Origin of the sequence: Mesorhizobium sp. B3-1-8 (genome assembly GCF_006439495.1) — a bacterium.
In the GTDB taxonomy this organism is placed as follows: Bacteria; Pseudomonadota; Alphaproteobacteria; order Rhizobiales; family Rhizobiaceae; genus Mesorhizobium.
Window position 1 is genome coordinate 39210 of record NZ_VFTK01000036.1, and the last position, 25190, is coordinate 64399.

Consider the following 25190-nt stretch of genomic DNA (forward strand, 5'->3'; position numbering starts at 1 on the left):
ATATGATAGATCGAACGGACTGCTTTGTCGATTTCTTTGGACCGACTGAAATTCGCAGCTGTGCTAGCTTGCGCCATTCGGTCCGGCGACCGCCAGACCGCTCGCTCACGCTCGCTTTCATGGACCCGACATGCCGCTCGACGCCATCCGCCAGCAGATCCGCGCCAATTATTTGCCCGACGAAGACGAGGCGGTGAAGCGCCTGTCGGCGACGGCGGGGCTTTCGGCGCCGGAGCGCAAGGCGATCTCGGCCCGCGCGGCCGATCTGGTGCGGGCGGTGCGCGGCTCGACCGACCCCAGGCTGATGGAGGTCTTCCTCTCGGCCTACGGCCTATCGACCAAGGAAGGCGTGGCGCTGATGTGCCTGGCCGAAGCGTTGCTGCGCGTGCCCGACACCGAGACGATGGACGACCTCATCGCCGACAAGATCGCGCCGCATGACTGGTCGGCGCATTCGGGCGGCTCGAGCTCGATCTTCGTCAACGCCTCGACCTGGGCGCTGATGCTGACCGGCCGCGTGCTCGACGAAGGCGAGGGCGGCATCGAAGGCACGCTGCGCGCCATGGTGCGCAGGCTGGGCGAGCCGGTGATCCGCAAGGCGGTGGCCGCCGCCATGCGCGAGATGGGCGAGCAGTTCGTGCTCGGACGCACCATCGCCGAGGCGATCAAGCGCGGCCGGCCGATGACGCAGAAGGGCTATCTCTATTCCTTCGACATGCTGGGCGAGGCGGCCCGCACGGAAGCCGATGCGCTGCGCTACCACCGCGCCTATGCCGACGCGATCTCCTCGCTCGATTCCGGCTCCAACGGGCCCGACATCCGCTACAACCACGGCATATCGGTGAAGCTCTCGGCCCTGCACCCGCGCTACGAAGAGGCGCAGAAGGAAAAGATGCTGCCGGTGATGGCCGAGCGGCTTCTGTCGCTGGCGCTAGCGGCGCGGCATTCGCGCATGGGCCTCAACATCGACGCCGAGGAAGCAGACCGGCTCGACCTGTCGCTCGACGTCATCGAACGCGTGCTGGCCGAGCCGGAGCTCGCCGGATGGGACGGTTTCGGCGTCGTCGTCCAGGCCTATGGGCCGCGCGCGGCCTTCGCCATCGACTGGCTCTATGCGCTCGCGAAAAAATACGACCGCCGGATCATGGTGCGGCTGGTGAAGGGTGCCTATTGGGACACCGAGATCAAGCGGGCGCAGACGCTCGGCCTGTCCGGTTATCCGGTCTTCACCCGCAAGGCCAACACCGACGTTTCTTATCTGGCCTGCGCGAAAAAGCTGCTGTCGATGACCGACCGCATCTACCCGCAGTTCGCCACCCACAACGCGCACACGGTTGCCGCCATCCTGTCGATGGCGAAGGACCGCGACAGCTTCGAGTTCCAGCGCCTGCACGGCATGGGCGAGGCGCTGCACGAGACGGTGCGGCAGGCCGAAGGCACGCGCTGCCGCATCTATGCGCCGGTCGGCGCGCATTCGGACCTGCTCGCCTATCTGGTGCGGCGTCTGCTGGAAAACGGCGCCAACTCTTCCTTCGTCCATCAGTTGACCGACGAGGAGGTAGAGCCCGAGGAGATCGCGCGCGATCCGCTCGAGGCCATCGAGACGCAGGGGCCGGCCGCCAATCCGGCGATTGCGCGCCCCGCCGCGATTTTCGGCGCCGAACGCCGCAATTCCAGGGGCTTCGACATCACCGATCCGGTGACGCTTGCGGCCATCGAGAAGGCGAGGGCGGAATTCGCCGGGACGGACCGCTGGCACGCCAAGCCGGTCACGCGCGCCGCCGGCTACGGTAAGCCGCGCCAGATCGTCAGTCCCGCAAAGCCCGACGAGGTCGTCGGCACCGTGCATGAGGCGGCGGCCAAACAGGTGGCGTCCGCCGTGCGCATCGCCGTCGACGCGCAACCCGCCTGGGCGAAGCGCCCGGTTGCCGAGCGCGCCGCGATCCTCAACCGCGCCGCCGACCTCTACGAAGCCAATGCCGCCGAATTCTTCGCTCTCGCCACTCGCGAGGCCGGCAAGTCGCTGGCCGACGGGGTCGCCGAGGTGCGCGAGGCGGTCGACTTCCTGCGCTACTACGCGACCGAGGCGGCGAATGCCGAAGCGGGCACGCAAGCGCGCGGCGCGATCGTCTGTATCTCGCCGTGGAACTTCCCGCTGGCGATCTTCACCGGCCAGATCGCCGCGGCTTTGGTCACCGGCAATTCGGTCGTCGCCAAGCCGGCCGAGCAGACGCCGCTGATCGCCTTCCGCGCCGTCGAGATGCTGCGCGAGGCCGGTGTGCCGGAGGACGTCATCCAGCTTCTGCCGGGCGATGGCCCGTCGGTCGGCGCGCCGCTCACCGCCGATCCGCGCATCGCCGGTGTCTGCTTCACCGGCTCGACCGAGGTTGCCAAGCTGATCGAAAAGCAGCTGGCCGAAACCGCGGCGCCCGATGCCATGCTGATCGCCGAGACCGGCGGCTTGAATGCGATGATCGTCGATTCCACCGCGCTGCCGGAGCAAGCGGTGCGCGACATTCTCGCCTCGGCCTTCCAGAGCGCCGGCCAACGCTGCTCGGCGCTGCGCGTGCTCTACGTCCAGAAGGACGTCGAGAAGAAGATGCTGCAGATGCTGAAAGGCGCGATGGAAGCGCTCACTATCGGCAATCCCTGGGCAATCTCGACCGATGTCGGCCCGGTCATCGACGATGAGGCGCAAGCTTCGATCAGCGACTATTGCAAGAAGAAAGGTCTGGAGGGTCGGCTGATCGCGAAATTGGAAGCGCCGGCAACCGGCCGTTTCGTCGCGCCGCATGTCTTCCGCGTCAAAGGCATAGAGGAAATGGAGCGCGAGGTGTTCGGCCCGGTGCTGCATGTCGCGACCTTCGATGCCGACGAGATCGACGCGGTGATCGCCGCCATCAACCGCAAGGGCTACGGCCTGACCTTCGGCCTGCACACCCGCATCGAGGGCCGCGTCCAGCATTTCGTCGACGGCATCCATGCCGGCAACATCTATGTCAACCGCAACCAGATCGGCGCCGTCGTCGGCTCGCAGCCTTTCGGCGGCGAGGGGCTTTCGGGCACCGGCCCGAAGGCCGGCGGGCCGCATTACCTGCGCCGTTTCCGCAAGGGGCCGGAGGCTGGCACCGAGCTTGGCGAGGGTCACAAGGTGACCGCGACGGAGCTTGCCGACAATCTGCCGGATCCGACGCTCGGCGGCTGGTCGACGCGGCCGGATCGCGTGGCGATCCTGAGGAAGCATCTGCGTGGCAAGGGCGCGGCGGCAATCGCCGCCGCAGCAAGCCTCGATTTCGGCCAGGTCGACCTGCCGGGACCGACCGGCGAAGCCAACACGCTGTCGCTGTCGCCGCGCGGGAGGGTGCTGTGCCTCGGCCCGGATGCCGAGACGCTGCTTTCGCAGACGATCCAGGCGCTCGCGGCCGGCAATGCCGTGCTGGCGGTGGCGCCGGGCGCTCCGGCGGCGCTGTCGGCGCTGACCGGCAAGGGCCTGCCGCTGGCGGCCATCGACGGCCGGCCCGACCCGGTCGAGGCGCGCTCGCTGCGGGTCGATGTCGTCGCCTTCTCCGGCACGCCGGAGGCGGCGCGGATCGTGCGCAAGGTGATCGCCGAGCGCTCCGGTCCGATCGTGCCGCTGGTCAGCGAGGTGCTCAACCCGGCGGCTTACGCGCATGAGCGCGCGGTCTGCGTCGACACGACGGCCGCAGGCGGTAACGCCAGCCTGCTGGCGGCTGCATAGTCAGCTCGAGACCAGCCCTTTTGGCGGAGGCGCGTTTCAGGCGCCTTCGACGACCGAAAAGCCCTCGAATTGGGGATGGCCGAGATAATGCACCTTCGAGCCGCCGGCATTGCGATGGGCGGCGCGGAAGTTCTCCGATTTCGTCCAGGCGACGAAATCCTCCTGGCTTGCCCAGACGGTGTGCGAGGCAAACAGGGTATAGCCCTCGGTGTCGTTGACCGGGCCGCGCAGCAGGTGGAACTCCCTGAAACCCTGCATTTCGGAGAGGCTTGAATCGCGGTTCTTCCAGACGTCCTCGAAGGCTTCTTCCGAGCCGTTCTGGACCTTGAAGCGGTTCATGGCGATATACATCTGGTTCCTTTCGAAATGGACGAATTCTTAGGGTGGCGAAGGTTTAAAAAGGGCCGATCCGCGCCTTGAACACCCAACTTGATTTTCCGGTCTCGGGTGGAATGGGAGGGAATGGTGCCTGCTTGCGCACCAGCGTCAAAGCGAACTGATCGAGCTCGGCGGACCCTGAACTCTCAGCGAGCTGCAGGTCGCTGACGCTGCCGTCGGCCGCGACGACGAAAACCACCCTGGCATTGTTGCGAGCCTTGGCCTGGATCGATTTCGAAACGCGACGGTTGGCGCGGGCAAGCTTCTTCTGGATTTCACCGCTGTAGCGGGATTCGAGCGCATTGCCGGCGGCCTGTTTCTTCCCCTTGCTGGCGATGACCGGCGCATCGCGCGTGTCGCCATCCGCCGTGCCGCGCGGTTCAACGGTTTCACTTGGCCCCGCCGATCCGGCTGGCGCGCTCGATGTCGTGCTCGGGACCGGTGATTGCCCAGGCTCGGCAGGGGGCGCTTGTATGCTTTGCGGCTCGATCGCAGGCGTCGGCTTGCTGTCCGTGGGGACGCTCCGATCATCCTGGCGCGGCGTGGCGGCCGCCAGGATATCCGGCGTGGGGGCCGGCTCCTTGACGGCTTCCGGCGGAGGCTGAGGCGTCACCTGTTCACTTACCGGCTGCGGCGGCTCGGCCGGCGGAGCGGGCTGGACAGCCTGGCGTTTTGCCGGTTGCGGATCCGGCACCAGGGTAACATCCACCGCGCCGGACGCCTGGTCATCCAAGGCGCTGCCGATGACGTTGGCGCCGGACTGGTCGGCGCCCTCGGCCCTGATCGCGTCCGCAGAGTCGAAAGTCCCCGCGGGTGCGATCAGAAACGCCGCCGCGGCGGCGCCATGGAGCAGGCCGGAGGCGATGATCGCCACCGTCCATCTGCGGTCTCCGGCGGATTGCCGCGTCCGCATGAGCGGCTCGGCCGGCTTGATCGCCAGTTCACTGCCTGCATCGGAAGGGTGATCGATATCCTGCATGTCTCGCGCCGAGACCTGCCGCACGCGACAAGGAATTGTCAAATCAAGATCGGTTGCCGCCCATGGCGGCGGACCGCAGGCAGGCGACGCCATTGCGTCAAGCGGGAAGGCCAGATGCAGTCCCACCGCTATACGCCGAAAGCGATGGCGGTCTTGGTCGAGGTCTTCAGGCCGCGCATGCAGGCCGCCGGCTCGACGCCGGTGCCGGCGCATTCGGTCGCGCTGTTGATCAGCACGCGGCTGAGCTTGCCGCAGTCGGCGCCGGCGAGGTCGAAGCGCGTGACCTTGGTCTTGCCGGCCGGCAGGTCCTTGAAATCGAGCACCGTGAGGCGGTCGACGATTCCGGCCTCGTTGAACAGCGCAATCTCGAAAGCCGCCTTGGACAGGTCGGCGCCGAGCGCGTTGTTGACGACGAAGGTCAGCCGGCAGCCCTTGTCCGAAGGCTGTGCCGCATTGAGCTCCAGGTTCAGGGCCGGAGCCGGCGCGGACTGGGCCCACGCCGGCACCATCGCAAGCGACATCGCAAACGTCGAGGTCAGCAGACGAAAGGATGCCGTCAAGCGTTTCATGTCTTCCTCAACCTCCAAAGCGCATGGTTGCCGCCAGCTTCAGCGTGACGCCGGGTTCGTAGAGGACGGCGGTCGTGCTTCCGTTGAGCGGGTTGGTGTATTTGACGTCGAACAGATTGTCGGCGCGGAAGTCGAGCTTGAGATTGTCCGTCGCCTGGTAGCTGGCGAAGGCGTTGACCAGCGTGAAGTCCTTGGCCACCGGATTGCCCTTGGGCTTGCCGTTGTACTGCACTTCGCCGCCGACGGTCAGCTTGTCCTCGAGGAAGCGCAGGCCGAGCTGGGCCGTCACCTGGGAAGAGGGGACGGTGGCCAGGTCGGCGCGCTCGCCTTCATAGGAGATGGTGTGGCCATTGATTATGGAGGCGGACAGGCCGGCATAGCCCCAGCCGGCGTCGTAGACGCTTTCCAGCTCGAAGCCGTCGATCTTGGCCTTGGCGAAGTTCTGGTACTGGAAGCAGATCGGAATGCCCGGGCCGAACGGGCAGCCGCTGGTCGGATCGAAGGGCGAGAGCGTCACGCCGTCGATGTAGTCGTCGACATTGTTGTTGAAATAGGCAGCCTTGAGCCGCAGCGCGTCGCCGCCCTCGATGATGTCGTTCTGCTTGTAGTTGACGCCGAACTCGACGGTTTTGCCGGTCTCGGGTTTCAGGTTCGGGTTGGGCAGGAACGGGAAGCTGACGCCGGCCGGATGGTTGCCGCTGATCAGTGTCTCGGTCAGCGAGGGCGAGCGATAGCCTTCCGCGTAGGTGCCATAGAATTGCAGGCCGGCCAAGCCGGCGCTTTCAAAGGGCGAGACGCCGATGGTGATGCGCGGCGATACCCGGTCGCCGGAGGTCTCATTCGTGTCGTCCTTCAGGCTGTAATTGTCGTAGCGCAGGCCGCCAATGACCTCGAGCCACTCCCAGGTCAGCTTGTCCTGGATATAGGCGCCGGAGACGTTGCGCTTGCCGGACGGCGTGTAGAAGCTGTCGCCGCCGGCCGTGCCGCCGGTCTCGACATCGTCGCCGACCCAGTCGCCGCCATAGGTCAATTCGTGGGCGACGCTCGCCGTCTCGAAGCGCGACGTGTTCCAGATGTCGATGCCGGTCGTGCCGACGTCGAAAGTGGACAGCGAGCCGGCCGGCAGCACCACGGGCAGGCCGGTGGTCGGGTCGAAGCGGTTCTGCGCGGTGAGCGTGGTCAGGTCGAGAACTGTCTTGTTGTAGGAAGCGTTGATGTGGAGGTCGAGCCAGCTCCTGGCGTCGTCGCTGATGTTGTAGCGGGCCGTGAAGGTGTTCGACTTCAGATCGACGTCATTGGCCGGCACGCCGCCGCTGGTTTCCGTCCATCCGTCGCCCGAGCCGACCCAGCCGAGCTTCAATTCGCTGTTCTCGGTCGGGCGTATGGTGGTCTTGAGCAGGCCGCTCAACACGTCGAAACCGGTGCCGGCAACGGTGTCGCCGCCGCCGTTCTTGTAGTCGTCATAGTCGCGGTAGACGATGTTGCCCAGAACGTCCCAGTTCTCGTTGATCCGGTAGGCGCCGGTGGCGCTGGTGGTCCAGCCCTTGCCGTTGCTTTCATAGCGCCCGGTCAATGATCCGGCCCAGGTCTCTTCCGGCTTGAGGAAATCGGCTGCGTCTTTGGTGTCGAAGAAGACGACGCCGCCGATGGCGCCGGAACCGTAGGTGTTGGCGACCGGACCGCGGATGACGTCGACCGACTTGATGAGCTCGGGATCGACATAGAAGGTCGACTGCGTGCCGTGGTCCGAGCGCTGGAAGTCCTGCCGGGCGCCGTCGACGATGACCGCGACGCGGCCGAAATCCTGCAGGCCGCGGATGTTGATGCTGGAGCTGACGCGGCGCGCGTCGGCCTGCACGGCGACGCCGGGCACGCCGAGCAGCATTTCGTTCGGCGTGGTCGCCATGCGGCGGTCGAGCTGCTCCTGGTCGACATGGCTGGCCGAGGCCAGCGACTGGATCGCCGTTTCGCCCGTGCGGCTGATGACGAGGATCTTGTCGAGCAGGGTTCCTTCGGCCGCGGCCTTTTCATCAGCCTTCTTTTTCTGATCGGCCTGCTGCTGGTCGGCCGCCGGCTGCGCGGCCTGCTGCGCTTTGGCGGCGGGCGCCCCAAGCGCGATCACCGCCGAACCGGCCATCAATATCGTCACCGCCCGCGCCAACGATCGGAAGCCCGGGCCCGCGCTGTCGCCCGCCAGGCCCGTCCGTCCCCAAGTCACCAACCCCATGCCCCAACTCCAGATTCAGGCTCACAGCTGGCTGGCCAGTGGCTCGCTCGCATTTTTGATCACGTCCGGCGTCTTAAATGTTGACTCATTTAGTCCGGTAATGCACTGACTAATAAACATGATTATTCGAGTCAAGAATTTAATCGGCATTTTACGAGGCTGCGGCCAAGGTGGCCGTCAGAGAAAAGGACCGACCCGATGAACACGCACAATCCCAACGATTTCCGCTATCGCGTCCGCCGCCCCGAGGACACGCAGATGCGTTACGAAAGGGTGCCGTTGGCGGTGAGGACGCTGTCCAGCAACACGCTGTTCCAGGGTGAACACGAGATCGGCATCGAGCATCACGGCGCGCTTTACCGCCTGAAGATCACCCGCCAGGGCAAGCTGATCCTCAACAAGTGAGGATCGGCGGTGGGGCAGGCGAGCACAGATCAGACATCACAGGTGGAAGACATTGCAGGTGGAAGTCATGGACCAGCGCGTTAAGCCGTCGCCGGAGGGAATCCGGCGGGCGCGAGAAGAAAATCCGAAAATGCGGGAGCGCGATCTTTCGGCGCAATTGGGCATTTCGGAAGCGGAGCTGGTCGCGGCGCAGTGCGGCGTCGGCGCTGTCCGCGTCGAGCCGCGCGTCAACGATCTGCTGACCGGCCTCGAGGCGGTCGGCGAGGTGATGGCGCTGACCCGCAACGAAAGCGCCGTGCATGAAAAGATCGGCGTCTACGACAAGGTCGTCACCGGCAACCACAACGCCATGGTGCTCGGCGAAAACATCGACCTGCGCATCTTCCCGAAGGTCTGGGCGCACGGCTTTGCCGTAGAGAAACGCGACGGCAGCGAAATCCGCCGCGGTCTGCAGTTCTTCGATGCGGCGGGCGAGGCGGTGCACAAGGTGCATCTGAAGCCCGCATCCAATCTCTATGCCTACCAGAAATTGGTGGCGAGCCTCGAATCGTCGAACCAGGAGCCGACCGTCGCGATCCTCCCAAGCGCGGCGGAAGGGGAGGGTGAGAGGCAGGGTTCTGCCGCCTCGATCGACGATCTGCGCGACCGCTGGAGCCGGCTCACCGACGTGCATCAGTTCTTCGGCATGCTGAAGACGCTGAAGCTCAATCGCCGCGAGGCGGTGCGCATGGTGGGCCAGGACTATGCTTGGTTGCTCGACAACGACGCGGTGAGCGCCATGTTCCATCACGCGGCGGCAGGCGAGATGCCCATCATGTGCTTCGTGGGCAACCGCGGCTGCATCCAGATCCATTCCGGTCCGATCAAGTCGGTCAAGCCGATGGGGCGGTGGATCAACGTGCTCGACGAAACCTTCCATCTGCACCTGAGGACCGACCACATCCACGAGGTCTGGGCGGTGCGCAAGCCCACCAAGGACGGTCATGTCACGTCGCTGGAGGCCTATGACGCCAATGGCGACATGATCATCCAGTTCTTCGGCAAGCGTCATGAAGGCGAAGGCGAGCGGGAAGACTGGCGCCTCCTGGCCGAGAACCTGCCCCGCATCCCCAATCCGACCGCTGCATGAGGTAGCACCCAATGCGCTTTGTTCTCAGTTTCCGCGCGGCGCTTGCGCCGATGCTCGGTGTGCTGCTTGCGTTCACCGCGCCGCCGGCTGGCGCTAACGAGGGGGTGGCCGTCTTTTCGGACACCTCGCGGATCGCCTCCATAGGCGGCTCGATCACCGAGATCGTCTACGCGCTCGGCGAGGAAGGCCGTCTCGTGGCCCGCGATTCGACCAGCAACTATCCCGAGGCGGCGGCGAAGCTGCCGGATGTCGGTTACATGCGCGCGCTCTCGCCCGAGGGTGTCCTGTCGGTCAATCCGACCGGAATCCTGGCGCTGCACGGCAGCGGTCCGAAAGAAGCGGTCGACGTGCTGAAGAAGTCGAGCGTGCCCTTCATCGAGGTGCCGGACCACTACAATCGTGAGGGTATCCTCGAAAAGATCCGCATCGTCGGCAAGGCGCTGGGGGTCGAGGCGAAGGCGGAGAAGCTCGCCGCGGAGACGGACGCGAAGCTGACGGCGGCGGAAAGGCAGACGGCTGCGATCAAGGATCGCAAGCGCGTGCTGTTCGTGCTGTCGACGCAAGGCGGCAAGATCCTTGCCGCGGGCAGCGACACCGCGGCCGACGGCATCATCAAGCTTGCCGGCGCGGTCAACGCGGTCGAGGGCTTTTCCGGCTACAAAGGGATGACCGACGAGGCGATCGTCAGCGCCAGGCCGGATGTCATCCTGACGATGAAGGGCGGCGGACCGCCGATCTCGGAAGAGGAGCTGTTCGCCAACCCGGCCGTCGCTTCGACACCGGCGGGCACGAGCCGCAAGATGATCAGCATGTGGGGCGGCTATCTGCTCGGCTTCGGCCCGCGCACGGCCGAAGCCATCCATGATCTTGCCGTCTCGCTCTATGGCAACCAGGTCACGGACTGAGCGGCGATGGCCGAACAGTCCATTGCCGGCGCGGTCAGGGTGATGGCGGCCGATGGCGACCGCTCGGCCCGGGCAAGGCTTGTCATCCTGCTCTTGTGCCTGGCGCTCGCGCTCTGCGTGTTCCTGTCGCTGACGTCGGGCGCCTCCGACGCCTCCGCCGTCCGCGTCATCTGCGACTGGTTTACGGGCGCCATGCCCGCCGACGCGGCGCTGGCCGCGCGCGACCAGTTGATCGTCTACGACATCCGCATGCCGCGCGTGCTGCTCGGCGCGCTGATCGGCGCCGCGCTCGCCGTCTGCGGCGCGGTGATGCAGGGGCTGTTCCGCAATCCGCTTGCCGATCCCGGCCTGATCGGGGTTTCCGCCGGCTCCAGCCTCGGCGCTGTGGCGATCATCGTGCTCGGCACCACGTGGCTTGCGCCCGTCACGCTTGCATTCGGCACGCTCGCGCTGCCGCTCGCGGCCTTCTTCGGCGGGCTGGCGGTGACGTTGCTGCTCAATGCCATCGCCACGCGCCAGGGGCGGACGTCGGTCGCCACGATGCTGCTTGCCGGCATCGCCATCAGCGCCCTTGCCATGGCGCTCACCGGCATCCTCATCTTCATGGCCGACGACCGGCAGTTGCGCGACCTGACTTTCTGGCAGCTCGGCTCGCTTGCCGGCGCGACATGGCCGAAGATCGGCACCGTGGGGCCGGTGATCGTGCTGGCGATGGCCGCTATGCCGTTCCTGTCGCGTGGCCTCAACGCGCTGGCGCTGGGCGAAGCGACCGCGGGTCATCTCGGCATTCCGGTGCAGCGGCTGAAATACACGGCCATTGTCGCGGTGTCGGCGGCGGTCGGCGCTTCGGTCGCGGTCAGCGGCGGCATCGGCTTCATCGGCATCGTCGTGCCGCATGTCCTGCGGCTGGCGATCGGTCCGGACAACCGCTATTTGCTGCCGGCTTCCGCCCTGCTCGGCGCCTCGCTGCTTCTGCTAGCCGACGCGGTCGCCCGCACCATCGTCGCGCCGGCCGAATTGCCGATCGGCATCGTCACGGCGGTTGCCGGCGCGCCGTTCTTCCTGTGGATCCTGCTGCGCAAGCGCGGCGTCATTGATCTGTGAGCTGCCATGATCGAAGCGCGCGACATCTCGGTGGCGATCGGCGGCAAGCGCATCGTCTCGCATGTCGATTTCGCCGCACGGCCCGGCGAGGTCTCGGCCATCGTCGGACCGAACGGGTCCGGCAAGACGACCCTGCTCAGGGCGCTGACCGGCGAGCTCGCCTATACCGGCATCGTCACGCTCAACGGCCGCGACCTGTCGGCCATGAGGCCTGGCGAGGCAGCCACGCTGCGCGCGGTGCTGCCGCAATCGACGGCGCTGTCCTTTCCCTTCACGGTGCGCGAGATCGTTCGCCTCGGCCTGATCGGCGGGCGCTCCGGCGTGCTGCCCGGCGAGGATGCGCGTTTGCCGGAGCGGGCGCTGGCGCGCGTCGACCTCGACGGTTTTGCCGGCCGCTTCTACCAGGAGCTTTCCGGCGGCGAGCAGCAGCGCGTGCAGCTTGCCCGTGTGCTCTGCCAGGTCTGGGCGCCGGTGCTCGAGGGCAGGCCGCGCTATCTCTTCCTCGACGAGCCTGTCTCCAGCCTCGACGTCAAGCACCAGCTCATCATCATGAACATCGCGCGTGATTTCGTCCGGCGCGGCGGCGGCGTGGTGGCGATCCTGCACGACCTCAACTTGACGGCCATGTACGCCGACCGCATTTTCGTGCTCTCCCACGGCCAGCTGGCCGCCGCCGGCTCGCCGACGGACGTGCTGAATGACGAGCTGATCGAGAAGGTGTTCGACTGCAGGCTGAAGGTCGGCGTATTGCCTGCGGGAAGCGTGCCGTTCGTATTGCCGCAGTCGGCGGCGTAGGCTTGGCGGCGAACTTCGTCATCCACGGGCGGAGCAAGGAGCGTAGCGACGCAGCGCAGACCCGAGGATCCATTCCGTGACATCAACCGAAGAAAGCAGCGGTCCAGAACGAGCGCTGGCGCCGACGCCGCTCGTTCTGCATCGCCGCGGCGCTCGCACGTCACGGAATGGATTCTAGGGTCTGCGCTGCGTCGCTGCGCTCCTTGCTCCGCCCTAGAATGACGAAGTCGAGGGTGGCGCCACACCCGGGAAGCCGTGGGCGGTGGCCTTCGAGAAGCAGGTCGCCAGGTCTTGATCACGCAGCAGGCGCGCGCTGCTCCAGAAGGTCGATGCCGAGCAGGCTGCGCACATTCGGGCGCGCCGCGACGAGATCTGCGATCGTGTAGCGTGAAAGCACGGCGAAGAAGGCGTTGAGCGCCTCGCGCAGCGCCGAATTCAGGGCGCAGCTGTCGACCAGCGGGCATTCGGCGGCGTCGTTCTCGAAACACTCGGCCATGGCAAAGCTCTCTTCGGTGACGCGCACGACATCGAACAGGTTGATCTGTTCGGCCGGACGGCCGAGCCGCACGCCGCCATTCCTGCCACGCACGGTTTCGACCAAGCGGGCCTCGACCAGCGGCTGCAGGATCTTGAACAGGAACAGTTCCGACACCGAATAGGCGGCGGCGATCTCGGGGATGCGGCTCAGCCTGTCGGTGTTTGCGGCGCAATACATCAGGATGCGCATCGCATAGTTGGTCTGGCGCGTGAGCCGCATGGTATCCTCGCGAAATATTAGCTTGAGCCGAATATGGCCCATAGTTTGGAACAATTCCAGACTGGACCGGTACATAGCTGAATAATCGTGTCAACTTTTTGTGCAAGCCGGCGCGGATAGTCGCCGGATATCGCTTCTGCGCTTCGAGCGAGCGTTTTGACGGCGCAGCCACTAGATAGATGCGGGTGCAACAGGGAACGGCCTTCCATGTCACAATCAACTCCGGCTTTCGCGCCGGTTCGTTTCGACGCCGATGCCAAGGCGAAGCTATCGGCGTTGCGGCGGACCAAATTCATCGCCGCCGCAGCGCTCGCGCTGTGCATCCTCGTCTTTGCGCTCGCTAAGTCCTTCGAGGGCAGCCATCCGTGGCTCGGCTTCGTCGCGGCCTTCGCCGAGGCGGCGACGATCGGCGGGCTCGCCGACTGGTATGCCGTGGTGGCGCTGTTCAGACGGCCGCTCGGGCTGCCGATCCCGCATACGGCCATCATCCCGGAGAACCAGCACCGGATCGCCGACAATCTCGGCCGCTTCATCGAGGCCAATTTCCTGGCGCCGGAGCCGGTGCGCGAAAAGCTCGCCGAGGTCGACTTCGCCGCCCTGGTCGCCGACTGGCTGGCCGATGCCGAGCGCGCAGCCGGCCTGTCGCGATTTGTCGCGCGGCTGGTGCCGCAGACATTGACGGCGGTGGAGCAATCCGGCCTGCGCGATTTCGTCACCAGCCGCATGCTGGAGCAGATCGAAAGGGTGCCGCTGGCGCCGCTCGCGGCCGATCTTTTGTCGACGCTGACCGACGATCGCCGGCACCAGAAGCTGTTCGACGAGTTCACCAGGGTGATCGGGCGTTTCCTCAACGACGAGGAGGCGCTCGAGACGATGCGCGAAAAGATCCGCGAGGAGTTGCCGTCGCTGTTCAACCTGTTTCGCGCCGATGCCTATCTCTTGAAGAAGATCGTCGCTTCGGCGGGCTCTCTGCTCGATGAGGTGCGGGCCGATCCAGATCACCCGATGCGCGCCGAATTCGACCGCTTCGCGCTCGGCTTCATCGAGCGGCTCAGGACCTCGAAGCAATATGCAAGGCGCGCGGAGAAGCTGAAGCGCGATTTTCTCGGCCGTCCGGAGGTGAAGGCGCTGGCCGGCGATGCGTGGACAAGCCTGCGCCTGTTCATCGAGCAGGACATCAATGCGCCGAATTCGACGATCCGCGCGCACCTCGCCAACATGTTCGTCGAGGTCGGCAGGCATCTGGCCGACGACGCCCAGATCAGGGCCGACATGAACCAGGGTTTTGTCGTGGCGCTGGCTTCGTTCGTGGACAGCCAGAAGAGCGGCGTGTCGAAATTCATCGCCGACCAGGTCAAGCGCTGGGACCTGGCGCAGCTGACGCGGCTGATCGAGACGAACATAGGCAAGGACCTGCAATACATCCGCTTCAACGGCATGATCATCGGCGGGCTTGCCGGGCTGGCGCTCTATACGGCGGAGCGGCTGTTTCTCGTCAATTGACGCTGGCCCAAGGCGCACTATTCTGCCTTGGGTCTTAAGCAATTCCGGGCGGAAAACCGCTACACACTTTTCCTGGAATTGCTTTTGAGGGCGCCGCGAACGCGGCAAAACGGGAGGCAGAGCATGGCAAAACAACCGGAATCCTATTCGTTCCTCGACATGTTCAGCAGGTTCGGTCGCGACCTCAAGCTGCCGAATGTCGATGTCCAGGCGATCCTGGATCATCATCGCAAGAATCTCGAAGCCTTGGAAAAATCGGCAAGGGCGGGTGCGGCAGGGGCATCCTCGGTGCTGGCGAGGCAGCATGAGATGGTGCAGAATGCCATGCACGAGATCACGCGGATGGCGCAGAATTACCAGACGCCCGGCAATCCGCAGGACCTCATGACCAAGCAGGCTGAATTTGCCCGCAGGTCGTTCGAGACGACGCTGAAGAATGCCAGCGAGGTGGCTGGCCTTGTGCGGAAATCCAGCACCGAATCGGTCGAGATACTGCGCGACCGGATCAGGGATGCGATGGCGGAGATCCGCGCCGGTTACGAAAAGAAATAGCCTATCCGGCGCTTTCGGATCCACCATCGACCGACATGCGATGCAACCGGCCCTGTCGGCCGAGCGTTCTCGGCTTGCCGTAAAAGCATCAACTCTACCGGCGAAAATCGCGGGGCGGCGAATTGACAGAGGCCGCCGCTTCATGGTCGGGAGACAGGCAAGAGTGATGGGAAACCCGGAATGACGGAAGCACGGCCGAGAACGCCGCCGACCTTCGAACAGTTGCGCACGATGTCCGGGCAGGAACTCGGCGTGTCCGACTGGACGACGGTCGACCAGCAGCGCATCGACCAGTTCGCCGAATGCACGGGCGACCATCAGTGGATCCATGTCGACCCCGAAAGGGCGAAACGGCAGAGCCCGTTCCGCACCACGATCGCGCATGGTTACCTGACTTTGTCGATCATCGGCGCGCTGGCGCTGGAGATGGGCATCGTGCCGGAGAACACCCAGGCCGCCTTCAACTACGGCTTCGACAAGGTGCGCTTCCTGGCGCCGGTCAAAGCCGGCGCGCGCATCAGGCTGCGCACCACGCTGCTTTCCATGGAGGACCGTGGTCCCGGCCAGTATCTTATGAAGGCAGCCAACACCGTCGAGATCGAGGGCGAGCAGAAGCCGGCGCTGACGGCCGAAACGCTGGTGATGATGTACGAGCGCCGCAAGCGGGCAGGGGCTTAGCGCGGCGGGAACAGCATTACCCTTGATAGCCGAGGCAGATCGCGCCTAGAGCGACAACGCCGCAAGCCGCAATACGTCTCGGCGTCAGGGTCTCTCCCAGAAACAGCCGGCCGATCAGCGCCGCGAAAACCACGCTCGTCTCGCGCATGGCGGTGATCGGACCGGCCGGCCCGAGCGCGAAGGCTGCGAGCACGGCGCCATAGGCAACCAAGGCGAAAATCCCGCCGCCGAGCGCCTTCAGCGCATCGGGCGAACGAAAGTCAACGGTGAGCTTGCCGCGGCAGATGATGAAGGTGACCGGCAGCAGCACGCCGTAGACCAACAGCACCCAAGCCGTGTAGGCGCCTGAACTTCCCGCCGATCGGACACCGATAGCATCGACCGTCGCATAGGCGGCGATGATCGTGCCGGTCGCCAGGGCATATAGGATTGATGTCGTTGCCGCGCGCCCTTTGCCAAGCGAAAGGCTCATGATGCCGAGCGCGGCGAGAACGACGCCAAGCGACTGATGCCAGCTCAGACGCTCGCCTGCCAGAACGAAACCGCCTAGCGTCACCAGAAGCGGCACCGAGCCGCGAACGATCGGGTAGACCTGTCCCAATTCGCCATAACGGTAGGCTGCCACCAGAAAGAGACTGTAGCCGACCTGAAGGCAGGCCGAGAGCATGACATACGGCCAGGCCGACGCCGCCGGAAGGGGATTGAAGATCGCCAACGGAATGGCGGCGATCGTTGCCGAGAAGCTCATGACCGTGACGGTCCAAAGCCTGTCGCTGCCGGTTCGCAGAAACGCGTTCCAGCCGGCGTGCAGGATCGCGGCGAACAATGCCAGGCTGATGACTGTCGCGCTCATTGCGGTCTCTCCCGCGTGGCGAGAATGGCCATTGCCGCACTGCGGGCATCGCGAATGGCGGCGTCGGGCCGGCCCATCCGCGCCATCAGCGTTGCGCCTTCAAGCAGCATCAGCAGGGCGGCCGAAACGCTTTCCGCCGCATCGGCGGCCATCGTTTCTTCGAGGATCAGGCGCATGCGCCGCTTCAGGCCGTTCTTTTGTCTGACGGCGGCCTGGAACACCGGGTGCGCCGGATCGCCGAACTCGGCCAGGGCATGCGCGAACAGGCAACCGTGGAAATCGGCGCTGCGGAACCAGCGCCCGTACCAGTCGAAGATTGTGCCGATCTTCTGCTCGGGCGTGGCCGCCTGTTCGGCGAGGCGGTCGAGCTGGCGATTGAACCGCCCTGCACGGTAGGCCAGGACCTCGACCATCAAATCGTCCTTGCTGGGGAAGTGACGATACATGGTCATCTTGGCCACGCCGGCTTCGGCGATGATGCGGTCGATCCCGGTGGCGTGAAAGCCGACGCGCTTGAACAGCCCGTAGGCGGTTTCAACGATGTGCTGGCGCTTCTCGGTCCTGGTCGGTTCGGTCATGGCAAGCGATTGACGATGAGACAGGTCTGTCTCTTTTCTATGCGGAAGACAAATACGTGTCAATTGCCGGCTACTCGTCGGGAAGGCCGGGCAAGCAAGGGCGGGAAATACGCGCAGCGGCGGTAGGCGGAGACGCCTTGGCATTGGGAGGCCTCTCCGCCTGTGTGGCCTTGGATCAGGCTGCTTCCGCTCGTTTGACAGATACGCCGAGCGCGGCGAGCGTGATCGCCGCCATCAGCGAGCAATAACCGGCCAGCGGCCATGCCGTGTCGCCATCCAGGAAGATGATGAACAGCGTGCCTGCCGCGGAAACGATCACGCTCTGCAGGCAGAAATAGAGCGCGACGGCCGTGCCGGCGGTCTCGCCGAACGGCGCCAGCGCGCCGTTGGCCGTGACCGACGCTGTGAGGACGATGCCGATGGCGATGATCCACATCGGCATGACGAAGCTCGCGAAGGATGGCTCGGCGAACAACTGTCCTGCAGCCAGCAGGGCAGCACCCAGGAGCAGCATCGCCATGCCGCGCCTGACGCTGCCTTCGATGCCCCAGCGCGCGACGAAGCTTTTGGCGAAGCGGGTGGCGACGATCATCACCAGCGCCGCGCTGGCGAAGGCCAGGCTGAAGCCGATCTGGGAAAAGCCGGCCTTGCCGATGAGCACTCTCGGCGCCGTCGAAAAGAACACGAAGAACGAGCCCATGGCGGCGGCGAAGGCCAGCGTGTAGGTCCAGAAGCCGAAGCTGCGCAGGATCGGCCCGAAACCAGCCCGGGCAGGGCCATGGGTGAGCGGGCGCGTTTCTCGCCATCTTGGCCAGGCGTTGAGCGTGGCGGCCACGGCAAGAATGCCGAGCGCGACGAAGATCGCCCGCCAGCCGAAACTGTTGGCGATCAAAGCCCCGGCGATCGGTCCCAGCGCCGGCACGAAGGACAGCAGCGAGCCGAGCGTGCCATAGATGACGGCGCCTTCCGGCCTTTGCGCATAGATGTCGCGGACGGTGGCGAAGACAGCGACCAGCATGGCCGAGGCGCTCAGGGCCTGCCCGATGCGAAGGGCAAGGAAGACCGGTGCAAGCGACGTAACGGCGAGCAGGAAGGAGGCGGCCGCGAACGACAGGGCGCCGCCGATCAGCACCGGGCGCCGACCGATCCTGTCGGAGATCGGTCCGAAAGCAAGTTGGCCGAGCCCCAGACAGATCATGTAGAGGCTGAGCGTCAGTTGCACCACGGCCGTCGAGGTGCCGAGCGCGCCCGGCATGATCGGCACTACGGGCAAGTAGATATCCATGGCGAGGGAGGCCAGGACGTCGAAGGGAGACAAAAGCAGCAAGGCTGCTGGCATGGACAAGGTCCATGTCGGCTGGTTCGGAGAAGACATGAGAAGAGTTCCGCTCAAATGGTGACATTCGGCGGCGATCTGCCTGAGTCTTTTCTGACGCAATTCCGGACGGAAGGCTACGGCGAGGGGCCGAGCCCAACCGCTTTACACTTTTCCTGGAACTGCTCACGGGAATGACGGGACAGACTGCCGCAACAACGAAGCGCTGTTGCGGCTTACTTGTCTGCTGACTTGCTGGATCTCATGGCGTCGGTCCCGGTAACGATGCGCATGCCGGCTGGCATGCATGCTCACGGTTTCACTACCAGCCGAAGGCCGCTCGGGCAACCGACGGTCGCGCTTATGCCGCTTTGCGGCGGGACGCGGCGACCGCTCTTTCCAGGGCGGTGAAAATACGCTCGTCGGCGCACTGGGCCACGTTGAAGCGCATGAAGCGGCCGGCGGTGTGCGACAGGCTGAAGGCGTTGCCGGGCGCCAGCACGACATTGTCCGAAAGCGCATGGCGGGCAACGTCGGCGGCGTCGATGCCGTCGGGCAGGCGGCACCACAGGAACATGCCGGCAGGCTGCTCGATCCAGGGCGTGATGCCCATCATTTTCAGTCTGCCGGCGGTCTCGGCCATGGCGCGCGACAGGCGCGTGCGCAATTGCTCGACATGTTTGCGGTAGCTGCCGTCCTTCAACAGGCTCAGCACCAGTTCCGAGGACAGCCGCGCACCGCCGAATGTCGTGGCGATCTTGAGATCGGTCAGGCGTTCCATCCAGTCGGATGGCGCGGCGATGAAGCCGCAGCGCACCGAGGCCGACAGCGTCTTGGAGAAGGAGCCGATCTGGACGACACGCTGCAGCCCGTCGAAGGCCGCGAGCCTTGGGGCAGGGCTGTGCTCGAAGTCGGCGAAGATATCGTCCTCGACGATGGTGAGATCCGCCTGGTCGGCGAGTTTCAGGAGCCGATGCGCGGTGACCGGCGACAGGATCGCGCCGGTCGGGTTGTGGATGCCGGAATTGGTGATGTAGAGGCGCGGCCGGTGCTCGGCGAGCGCCTGCGCGAAGAGCTCGATATCCGGACCCGAAGGCGTGTACGGCACGCCGATCACCTTGGCCTGGTGGGCGCGCAACAGGGCGTGGAAGTTGAAATAGCAGGGGTCGTCGACCAGCACCGCGTCGCCGGGCTCGAGCAGGAAACGGCACAAAAGGTCGATCGACTGGGTGCCGCAATCGGTCAGCATGATCTGGTCGGGCGAGGCTTCGACGCCGTGCTCGGCCATGCGCCGCGCCAGCAACTGGCGAAGCGGCGGCAGGCCAAGCGGCGTGCCGTAGTCCGCAAGCGCCACGTCGTCCGCTCGGGCCGCGGTTCTCAGTGCCCGGCGCAAGGCGGCCTGCGGCATCCAGGACGCGGGCAGCCAGCCGCAGCCGGGCTTCAGCATCTCCTCGCCCGCTTCCAGCGATTGCCTGGACACCCAGAGCGGATCGACGGCCCGGTCAAGCTTGGGACCGATCTCGGCAAGCGACAGCGGCGCGAGCTGGCCGGCGGCGTAGAAACCCGAGCCCGGCCGCGAACGGATCGCGCCTTCCGCCGCAAGCCGTTCATAGGCTTCGACCACCGTTGATTTCGACACCTGCAAGGATTTGGCGAGAGCCCGGATCGATGGCAGGCGCGCGCCGGGCGTCAGCGTGCGTGCCGCGATGCGATGGCGGATCGTCGCCATCACGCTTTCGACGCGCGTGCGCGAGCCGTCGATTTCCAGAAGGGTATCCGCCATCCGTACTGCCCGAAATACCATTACAGTTTTGTGGAATTGTACCTCATTGTCTCTGGTAATGCCATGACCTGCCTCGTACGGAAGCACAAACGGAGCAGATGATGGAAAAGAGTTTTGACGGCTGGCTCAGCGGCTTCATCGGGGTGCTGATCTTCAGCGGGTCACTGCCGGCGACGCGGGTGGCGGTGATGGATTTCGATCCGACCTTCCTGACAGCGGCCAGGGCGGCAATCGCTGGTCTGCTAGGGATTGCGATGCTGCTGCTGTTCCGCGAGAGGCGTCCGGAACGCAGCGACCTGATCTCGCTCGTCGTCGTTGCGCTGGGTGTCGTGGTCGGCTTCCCGTTGCTGACGGCGCTGGCGCTGAAGCATGTCACCTCGGCGCATTCGATCATCTTTGTCGGCCTGCTGCCGCTGGCGACCGCGATCTTCGGCGTGCTGCGCGGCGGCGACCGCCCGCGCCCGGCTTTCTGGCTGTTCTCGTGCCTGGGCAGCGCTTTGGTCGCCGGCTTTGCCCTGGCGCAAGGCGTGACCGCGTCCCCGGTCGGCGACGGCCTGATGCTCGGCGCCATCATCGTCTGCGGGCTGGGCTACGCCGAAGGGGCCAAGCTGTCGCGCAAGCTAGGCGGCTGGCAGGTGATCTGCTGGGCGCTGGCGCTGTCGCTGCCGGTGATGCTGGCGTTGAGCTTCGCGACGCTGCCGCCATCCTTTGCGGCCATCGGTCCCGGCGCCTGGATCGGCCTCGCCTATGTCTCGCTGTTCAGCATGTTGATCGGCTTCGTGTTCTGGTATCGCGGCCTCGCGCAAGGCGGCATCGCCGCAGTCGGGCAGCTGCAATTGCTGCAGCCCTTCTTCGGCCTGGCGCTGGCGGCGAGCCTGCTGCACGAAAAGGTCAGCCCGATGATGGTGGTCGTCACGCTGGGCGTCGTGGCCTGCGTGTTCGGGGCGAAGAAGTTCGCGCGGTAGGCGCCTACTGATTTGTTTTGACGCAATTCCGGACGGAAAACCGTTTCACACTTTTCCTGGAATTGCTCAGAACTTCGTCACCACCCCGATGCCGATGCCTTCGAAACCGCCCATGGCCATCAGCGCGGCGGGCGCCTCCTCGAGGCTGATCTTCTTGCCCACCAGCAATTCGGGCTTCAGCTTGCCGGTGCGGATCATCTCCATCATCGCGGAATAGCGGTAGGCCTGCATGCCGTGGCTGCCGAGGATTTCGAGCTCGAAGGCGATCACCTTGTCCATCGGCACCTGCGGCCGGGCGTGCTCGCCCAGCATCAGGCCGACCTGAACGTGGCGGCCGCGCCGGCGCAGGTTGGCAATCGAGTTGAAGGACGTGGTCGGGTGTCCCAGCGCGTCCATCGACATATGCGCGCCGCCATTGGTGATCTGCTTGACCGCCTTGACCACGTTCGGCGTCGTCGAGGCGTTGATCGTCGCCACCGCGCCGATCTTCTTCGCAAATTCCAGTTTCTCCTCGGTGAGGTCGATGGCGATCACATTGGCGCCCATGGCGCTGGCGATCATGATCGCCGACAGGCCGACGCCGCCGCAGCCATGCACCGCCACCCATTCGCCGGGCGTAACCCGGCCCTGGTCGACGATGGCCCGGAACGAAGTGACGAAGCGGCAGCCAAGGCTGGCGGCGGTAGCGAATTCCATCTCTTCCGGCAGGCGCACGAGATTGGTGTCGGCATGCTCGATGCCGACATATTCGGCGAAGGAGCCCCAGGCGTTGAAGCCCGGCTGAGACTGGTGTTCGCAGACCTGATGGTTGCCCGACGTGCATTCGAAGCAACGGCCGCAACCGACCGCGAAGGGCACCGTGACGCGGTCGCCGGCCTTCCAGCGGCTGACCTGCTTGCCGGCGGCGACGACGACGCCCGCCAACTCGTGTCCGGGAACATGCGGCAGCGTGATGCCGTCGTCATGGCCCATCCAGCCATGCCAGTCGCTGCGGCAAAGACCGGTCGCCTCGACCTTGATGACGACGCCGTCGGCGGCCGGCTTCGGATCGGGCACGGTCTGGATCGTCGGCGCCTCGCCGAATTTCTCGAACACGACGGCTTTCATCGGCAAACTCCCACCGTTGGTGCGTTTTGAGTTGACGATAGCCGATTCCACCGCCGGTCGGCCGGAAATCGATTCTGCCAGGGCCGCGACTGGCGGACTGATCAGTTACTCCGGTTGCTGGCGGCAGCGGCGCTGGCGTTCTGGGCCGCGACGGTGAGGGTAGGGCGCTAGTTATGGCGGCGGAGTATCGAGCAGCGGCTGCCGTTCGCGAAACCATTCATCAGCCTCGACATCCCACGGCCAAATCCCGGAAGTTGTCGGAAAGATAAGCTGCACGATCCGGAAATCCGGCCCGTCGTAGAACCATATGTCCCAACCGAAATATTCCAGGTAGTGATCGGGATGGACCGCACCGAACTGACAATCGAAGCCTCCTCCCAGGAAACCCAACGCCCGCGCACCGACGCTGAACCTCTCGCCGCCGCGCACGCGTCTGCAGTACTCGTTGATGATGGTTAGCGAAAGGTCCGGCTTGAGCCCGATAACGACCAATTCAGGGACGCCAAAATTGTGCTCTATCCCGACCGAGTATGCGAATGGCGGATGCTCGTCCTCCTCCAGCACATAGAGAATGTGGCAGCCGTACTCTTCGATGTCGGCGAGTGCCTTGGCCTCCTCGGCGTCTTTGGCTTCCCTACTCGGCATCAATCTGGTTCTGCGGCGCAGCCTTCTGAAACGCCGGCAGCGCCATGCAGACGGCGTTGATGCGCGCGATCACCGGATAGGAGGCCATGTCGATGCCGAAGCGGGCATTGTTGGTCACCTGGGCGGCGAGGCAGATGTCGGCCAGGCCCGGCGTGTCGCCATGGCAGAACGCGCCGGTCTCGGGCGACGAAGCCAGAATCTTCTCAAGCGGCTGGAAACCTTCATTCACCCAATGCCGGAACCAGTTGACGACGTCCTCGTCGCCGGCACCGAACAAGGTGCGCAGCGAGGTCAGCACGCGCAGATTGTTCACGGGGTGGATGTCGCAGGCGATCATCTGCGCCAGCATCCGCACCCGCGCCCGGCCCAGCGCATCCTTCGGCAGCAGTTGCGGCTCCGGCCGGATTTCGTCGAGATATTCGATGATCGCCAGCGACTGGGTCAAAAGCGTGCCGCCGTCCAACACCAGCGCCGGCACCAGGCCTTGCGGGTTCACCGCGAGATAAGCGGGCTCGAGATGTTCGCCGTGGCGCAGATGATGCGGCACATAAGTGTAGTCCAGCCCCTTCATCTCCAGCGCAATCCGCACCCGGTAGGAGGTGGAGGAGCGGTAGTAGTTGTGAAGGACGAGGTCGCTCATCGCCTCGGCTGCCCGATGGCCACCGTGATCTCGCCGATGCCGTCGACGCCGCCGGTGATCCTGTCGCCCGCCTGGACCGCTCCGACGCCGGCCGGCGTGCCGGTGAAGATCAGGTCGCCGGGCCGAAGCTCGACCGCCTCGCTGCAAATCGAGACGATGTCGGCGATCGGCCATATCAGCTCGGCAAGGTCGCCGTCCTGTTTCACCGCGCCGTTGACGGCAAGCCAGATACGGCCTTTCCCCGGATGTCCTGATTTCGCGGCTGGAACCAGCGGGCCGCAAGGCGCCGACTGGTCGAAAGCTTTCGACCAGTCCCAGGGACGGGCTGCTTTCTTCGCCTGATCCTGCAGGTCGCGGCGGGTGAGGTCGACGCCGACGCCATAGCCCCAGACATGGGCGAGCGCCTCGGCGCGCGGAATGCGGAAACCGGCCTCGCCGATGGCGACGACCAGCTCGATCTCGTGGTGCAGGTTCGAGGTCAGCGGCGGGTACGGGATCTCGGCGCCGCTGTCGACCACCGCGTCGGCCGGTTTGGTGAAGAAGAAGGGTGGATCGCGCTCGTCATTGCCGAGCTCGCGCGCATGCGCGGCGTAATTGCGGCCGACGCAGAAGATGCGGCGCACGGCAAACCGCTCTGCCGAGTCCGCGACGGCAACCGAAGCAATCGTCGGCGGCGGAAGGACGAATTCTGGCATGATTTTTCTCTGTGCTGGCATGAATCGCCCGCACCTTCGGCCGATTTCGACCCGCGGGCAAGACTAGACGTCCCAGCACATCGACCTGTCGTTTCAGTGACAATGCGCCGTACCATTGGGCGTGTACTATTTGCCAATAATCTGGCCATGATCACGGGACTATCCTGTGCCGGCTGAAACCGAACCGAAGCCTGAACCCGTGCAATGACCTCCGTCAGCGATCGCGCCCGCTTCCTGATCATCGACGACCACCCGCTGTTTCGCGAGGCGCTGCACAGCGCCGTGCAGATGGCCTATCCGGATGTCGATACGGTCGAGGCGCGCTCGATCGCGGAAGCGATCGAGCTTCTTGCCGATGCCAAGCCGTTCGACCTCGCGCTGCTCGATTTGAGCATGCCCGACGTGCATGGCTTCGAGGGGCTGTTGCAGCTGAGGACCCGTTATCCGCGGCTGCCTGTGGTGATCGTGTCGGGCTACGAGGAGCCGAAGATCATCTCCGAGGCGCTGTCCTATGGCGCCGCCGGCTTCATCCCGAAATCGGCCCGAAAGAGCGATCTTGCCGCCGCCATCCGCTCGGTGATGGATGGAGCGGTCTATGTGCCGGAAAATTACGAGGGCCAGCCGCTCGATCCCGACAGCACCGACCGCGCCGACATGGTACAGCGCCTGGCCAGGCTGACGCCGCAGCAGCTGAGGGTGCTGCAGATGTTGCGCCAGGGCATGCTCAACAAGCAGATCGCCTACGAGCTGCAGGTGGGCGAGACCACCGTCAAGGCGCATGTCTCGGAGATATTGCGCAAGCTCAACGTCTACAGCCGCACGCAAGCGGTGATCGAGGTGTCGAAGCTCGACAATGCGGAGCTGTTTCGGGACCAGGCCGGGTTTTGAG

24 protein-coding genes are annotated in these 25190 nt (G+C 65.1%); 11 read left to right on the top strand and 13 right to left on the bottom strand.

Features of this window, described 5'->3' with window-relative positions; translation table 11 throughout:
- The first annotated feature begins 130 nt into the window (after window positions 1-130).
- Window positions 131-3739, top strand: a complete 3609-nt coding sequence (gene putA / locus FJ424_RS26830) for a bifunctional proline dehydrogenase/L-glutamate gamma-semialdehyde dehydrogenase PutA (RefSeq protein ID WP_140653417.1) — start codon at window positions 131-133, stop codon at window positions 3737-3739.
- 36 nt (window positions 3740-3775) lie between these two features.
- Here putA and FJ424_RS26835 read toward each other — a convergent pair whose 3' ends face one another.
- From FJ424_RS26835 to FJ424_RS26850, 4 genes are all read right to left on the bottom strand, one after another.
- Window positions 3776-4090, bottom strand: coding sequence for an antibiotic biosynthesis monooxygenase (locus FJ424_RS26835; RefSeq protein WP_140653415.1), 315 nt, complete (start codon window positions 4088-4090; stop codon window positions 3776-3778).
- Window positions 4091-4133: 43 nt separating this feature from the next.
- Window positions 4134-5096: a TonB family protein gene (locus FJ424_RS26840; protein ID WP_140653413.1), complete on the bottom strand. Its 963-nt coding sequence runs from the start codon at window positions 5094-5096 to the stop codon at window positions 4134-4136.
- Between the two features lie 128 nt (window positions 5097-5224).
- Window positions 5225-5665, bottom strand: coding sequence for a hypothetical protein (locus tag FJ424_RS26845; RefSeq protein WP_140653411.1), 441 nt, complete (start codon window positions 5663-5665; stop codon window positions 5225-5227).
- 7 nt (window positions 5666-5672) lie between these two features.
- Window positions 5673-7802, bottom strand: a complete 2130-nt coding sequence (locus FJ424_RS26850) for a TonB-dependent hemoglobin/transferrin/lactoferrin family receptor (protein WP_140653644.1) — start codon at window positions 7800-7802, stop codon at window positions 5673-5675.
- A gap of 288 nt (window positions 7803-8090) precedes the next feature.
- On the opposite strand from FJ424_RS26850, the gene hemP reads away from it, so the two are divergent.
- The 5 genes from hemP (at window position 8091) to FJ424_RS26875 (ending at window position 12230) form a co-directional block, all read left to right on the top strand.
- The gene (hemP, locus tag FJ424_RS26855) at window positions 8091-8297 is read left to right on the top strand and encodes a hemin uptake protein HemP (RefSeq protein ID WP_040981784.1); all 207 of its coding nucleotides are present in this window, start codon (window positions 8091-8093) and stop codon (window positions 8295-8297) included.
- Between the two features lie 67 nt (window positions 8298-8364).
- On the top strand, window positions 8365-9426 hold the full coding sequence (locus FJ424_RS26860; RefSeq protein WP_140653409.1) for a hemin-degrading factor: 1062 nt from the start codon (window positions 8365-8367) through the stop codon (window positions 9424-9426).
- A gap of 11 nt (window positions 9427-9437) precedes the next feature.
- A complete protein-coding gene (locus FJ424_RS26865) occupies window positions 9438-10331 on the top strand; it encodes a hemin ABC transporter substrate-binding protein (protein ID WP_140653407.1) in 894 nt (297 codons plus the stop codon).
- A gap of 6 nt (window positions 10332-10337) precedes the next feature.
- Entirely contained in the window at window positions 10338-11435 is a 1098-nt protein-coding gene (locus FJ424_RS26870; protein WP_140653405.1) for an iron ABC transporter permease, read from the top strand.
- Window positions 11436-11441: 6 nt separating this feature from the next.
- On the top strand, window positions 11442-12230 hold the full coding sequence (locus tag FJ424_RS26875) for a heme ABC transporter ATP-binding protein (RefSeq protein ID WP_140653404.1): 789 nt from the start codon (window positions 11442-11444) through the stop codon (window positions 12228-12230).
- A 295-nt stretch (window positions 12231-12525) separates the two neighbouring features.
- On the opposite strand, the gene rirA is transcribed toward FJ424_RS26875, so the two are convergent.
- On the bottom strand, window positions 12526-12987 hold the full coding sequence (rirA, locus tag FJ424_RS26880) for an iron-responsive transcriptional regulator RirA (RefSeq protein ID WP_140647676.1): 462 nt from the start codon (window positions 12985-12987) through the stop codon (window positions 12526-12528).
- Between the two features lie 207 nt (window positions 12988-13194).
- On the opposite strand from rirA, the gene FJ424_RS26885 reads away from it, so the two are divergent.
- The 3 genes from FJ424_RS26885 to FJ424_RS26895 all read left to right on the top strand — a co-directional run bounded on the left by FJ424_RS26885 (window position 13195) and on the right by FJ424_RS26895 (window position 15720).
- Window positions 13195-14490, top strand: a complete 1296-nt coding sequence (locus tag FJ424_RS26885) for a DUF445 domain-containing protein (protein WP_140659763.1) — start codon at window positions 13195-13197, stop codon at window positions 14488-14490.
- Between the two features lie 123 nt (window positions 14491-14613).
- Window positions 14614-15042: a TIGR01841 family phasin gene (gene phaP / locus FJ424_RS26890; protein WP_140659764.1), complete on the top strand. Its 429-nt coding sequence runs from the start codon at window positions 14614-14616 to the stop codon at window positions 15040-15042.
- Between the two features lie 180 nt (window positions 15043-15222).
- Window positions 15223-15720 carry a MaoC family dehydratase gene (locus tag FJ424_RS26895; RefSeq protein ID WP_140647679.1) on the top strand — a complete coding sequence of 166 codons (498 nt, stop codon included), beginning with the start codon at window positions 15223-15225 and terminating at the stop codon, window positions 15718-15720.
- A 16-nt stretch (window positions 15721-15736) separates the two neighbouring features.
- Here FJ424_RS26895 and FJ424_RS26900 read toward each other — a convergent pair whose 3' ends face one another.
- From FJ424_RS26900 to FJ424_RS26915, 4 genes are all read right to left on the bottom strand, one after another.
- Window positions 15737-16573 carry an EamA family transporter gene (locus FJ424_RS26900; protein ID WP_140659765.1) on the bottom strand — a complete coding sequence of 279 codons (837 nt, stop codon included), beginning with the start codon at window positions 16571-16573 and terminating at the stop codon, window positions 15737-15739.
- Window positions 16570-17151, bottom strand: coding sequence for a TetR/AcrR family transcriptional regulator (locus tag FJ424_RS26905; protein ID WP_140659784.1), 582 nt, complete (start codon window positions 17149-17151; stop codon window positions 16570-16572). The genes FJ424_RS26900 and FJ424_RS26905 overlap by 4 nt, the downstream gene beginning before the upstream one ends.
- 175 nt (window positions 17152-17326) lie before the next feature.
- Window positions 17327-18526 carry a CmlA/FloR family chloramphenicol efflux MFS transporter gene (gene cml / locus FJ424_RS26910; RefSeq protein ID WP_140659766.1) on the bottom strand — a complete coding sequence of 400 codons (1200 nt, stop codon included), beginning with the start codon at window positions 18524-18526 and terminating at the stop codon, window positions 17327-17329.
- Window positions 18527-18827: 301 nt separating this feature from the next.
- Window positions 18828-20249 (bottom strand): PLP-dependent aminotransferase family protein, encoded by a 1422-nt coding sequence (locus tag FJ424_RS26915; RefSeq protein ID WP_140659767.1) that lies wholly within the window; start codon window positions 20247-20249, stop codon window positions 18828-18830.
- Between the two features lie 101 nt (window positions 20250-20350).
- Here FJ424_RS26915 and FJ424_RS26920 point away from each other — a divergent pair, with 101 nt between their 5' ends.
- Window positions 20351-21214, top strand: a complete 864-nt coding sequence (locus FJ424_RS26920; protein ID WP_140659768.1) for a DMT family transporter — start codon at window positions 20351-20353, stop codon at window positions 21212-21214.
- 66 nt (window positions 21215-21280) lie between these two features.
- On the opposite strand, the gene FJ424_RS26925 is transcribed toward FJ424_RS26920, so the two are convergent.
- From FJ424_RS26925 to FJ424_RS26940, 4 genes are all read right to left on the bottom strand, one after another.
- Window positions 21281-22321, bottom strand: a complete 1041-nt coding sequence (locus FJ424_RS26925) for a zinc-dependent alcohol dehydrogenase family protein (protein ID WP_140659769.1) — start codon at window positions 22319-22321, stop codon at window positions 21281-21283.
- A 171-nt stretch (window positions 22322-22492) separates the two neighbouring features.
- Entirely contained in the window at window positions 22493-22966 is a 474-nt protein-coding gene (locus FJ424_RS26930) for a DUF4262 domain-containing protein (protein ID WP_140659770.1), read from the bottom strand.
- Window positions 22956-23606, bottom strand: a complete 651-nt coding sequence (gene maiA, locus FJ424_RS26935) for a maleylacetoacetate isomerase (protein WP_140659771.1) — start codon at window positions 23604-23606, stop codon at window positions 22956-22958. The genes FJ424_RS26930 and maiA overlap by 11 nt, the downstream gene beginning before the upstream one ends.
- The gene (locus FJ424_RS26940; protein WP_140659772.1) at window positions 23603-24301 is read right to left on the bottom strand and encodes a fumarylacetoacetate hydrolase family protein; all 699 of its coding nucleotides are present in this window, start codon (window positions 24299-24301) and stop codon (window positions 23603-23605) included. The genes maiA and FJ424_RS26940 overlap by 4 nt, the downstream gene beginning before the upstream one ends.
- A gap of 204 nt (window positions 24302-24505) precedes the next feature.
- On the opposite strand from FJ424_RS26940, the gene FJ424_RS26945 reads away from it, so the two are divergent.
- Window positions 24506-25189 (top strand): response regulator transcription factor, encoded by a 684-nt coding sequence (locus FJ424_RS26945; RefSeq protein ID WP_140659773.1) that lies wholly within the window; start codon window positions 24506-24508, stop codon window positions 25187-25189.
- The last annotated feature ends 1 nt before the right edge of the window (window position 25190 follow it).

Coding starts and splice junctions, on each gene's coding strand:
- FJ424_RS26885 (WP_140659763.1), top strand. CDS start 13,195: ATGTCACAATCAACTCCGGCTTTCGCGCCGGTTCGTTTCGACGCCGAT.
- FJ424_RS26905 (WP_140659784.1), bottom strand. CDS start 17,151: ATGACCGAACCGACCAGGACCGAGAAGCGCCAGCACATCGTTGAAACC.
- putA (WP_140653417.1), top strand. CDS start 131: ATGCCGCTCGACGCCATCCGCCAGCAGATCCGCGCCAATTATTTGCCC.
- FJ424_RS26895 (WP_140647679.1), top strand. CDS start 15,223: ATGACGGAAGCACGGCCGAGAACGCCGCCGACCTTCGAACAGTTGCGC.
- FJ424_RS26845 (WP_140653411.1), bottom strand. CDS start 5,665: ATGAAACGCTTGACGGCATCCTTTCGTCTGCTGACCTCGACGTTTGCG.
- FJ424_RS26840 (WP_140653413.1), bottom strand. CDS start 5,096: ATGCAGGATATCGATCACCCTTCCGATGCAGGCAGTGAACTGGCGATC.
- FJ424_RS26945 (WP_140659773.1), top strand. CDS start 24,506: ATGACCTCCGTCAGCGATCGCGCCCGCTTCCTGATCATCGACGACCAC.
- FJ424_RS26850 (WP_140653644.1), bottom strand. CDS start 7,802: ATGGCCGGTTCGGCGGTGATCGCGCTTGGGGCGCCCGCCGCCAAAGCG.
- FJ424_RS26870 (WP_140653405.1), top strand. CDS start 10,338: ATGGCCGAACAGTCCATTGCCGGCGCGGTCAGGGTGATGGCGGCCGAT.
- FJ424_RS26835 (WP_140653415.1), bottom strand. CDS start 4,090: ATGTATATCGCCATGAACCGCTTCAAGGTCCAGAACGGCTCGGAAGAA.
- phaP (WP_140659764.1), top strand. CDS start 14,614: ATGGCAAAACAACCGGAATCCTATTCGTTCCTCGACATGTTCAGCAGG.
- FJ424_RS26915 (WP_140659767.1), bottom strand. CDS start 20,249: ATGGCGGATACCCTTCTGGAAATCGACGGCTCGCGCACGCGCGTCGAA.
- maiA (WP_140659771.1), bottom strand. CDS start 23,606: ATGAGCGACCTCGTCCTTCACAACTACTACCGCTCCTCCACCTCCTAC.
- FJ424_RS26860 (WP_140653409.1), top strand. CDS start 8,365: ATGGACCAGCGCGTTAAGCCGTCGCCGGAGGGAATCCGGCGGGCGCGA.
- FJ424_RS26930 (WP_140659770.1), bottom strand. CDS start 22,966: ATGCCGAGTAGGGAAGCCAAAGACGCCGAGGAGGCCAAGGCACTCGCC.
- FJ424_RS26925 (WP_140659769.1), bottom strand. CDS start 22,321: ATGAAAGCCGTCGTGTTCGAGAAATTCGGCGAGGCGCCGACGATCCAG.
- rirA (WP_140647676.1), bottom strand. CDS start 12,987: ATGCGGCTCACGCGCCAGACCAACTATGCGATGCGCATCCTGATGTAT.
- hemP (WP_040981784.1), top strand. CDS start 8,091: ATGAACACGCACAATCCCAACGATTTCCGCTATCGCGTCCGCCGCCCC.
- FJ424_RS26920 (WP_140659768.1), top strand. CDS start 20,351: ATGGAAAAGAGTTTTGACGGCTGGCTCAGCGGCTTCATCGGGGTGCTG.
- FJ424_RS26865 (WP_140653407.1), top strand. CDS start 9,438: ATGCGCTTTGTTCTCAGTTTCCGCGCGGCGCTTGCGCCGATGCTCGGT.
- FJ424_RS26940 (WP_140659772.1), bottom strand. CDS start 24,301: ATGCCAGAATTCGTCCTTCCGCCGCCGACGATTGCTTCGGTTGCCGTC.
- FJ424_RS26900 (WP_140659765.1), bottom strand. CDS start 16,573: ATGAGCGCGACAGTCATCAGCCTGGCATTGTTCGCCGCGATCCTGCAC.
- cml (WP_140659766.1), bottom strand. CDS start 18,526: ATGTCTTCTCCGAACCAGCCGACATGGACCTTGTCCATGCCAGCAGCC.
- FJ424_RS26875 (WP_140653404.1), top strand. CDS start 11,442: ATGATCGAAGCGCGCGACATCTCGGTGGCGATCGGCGGCAAGCGCATC.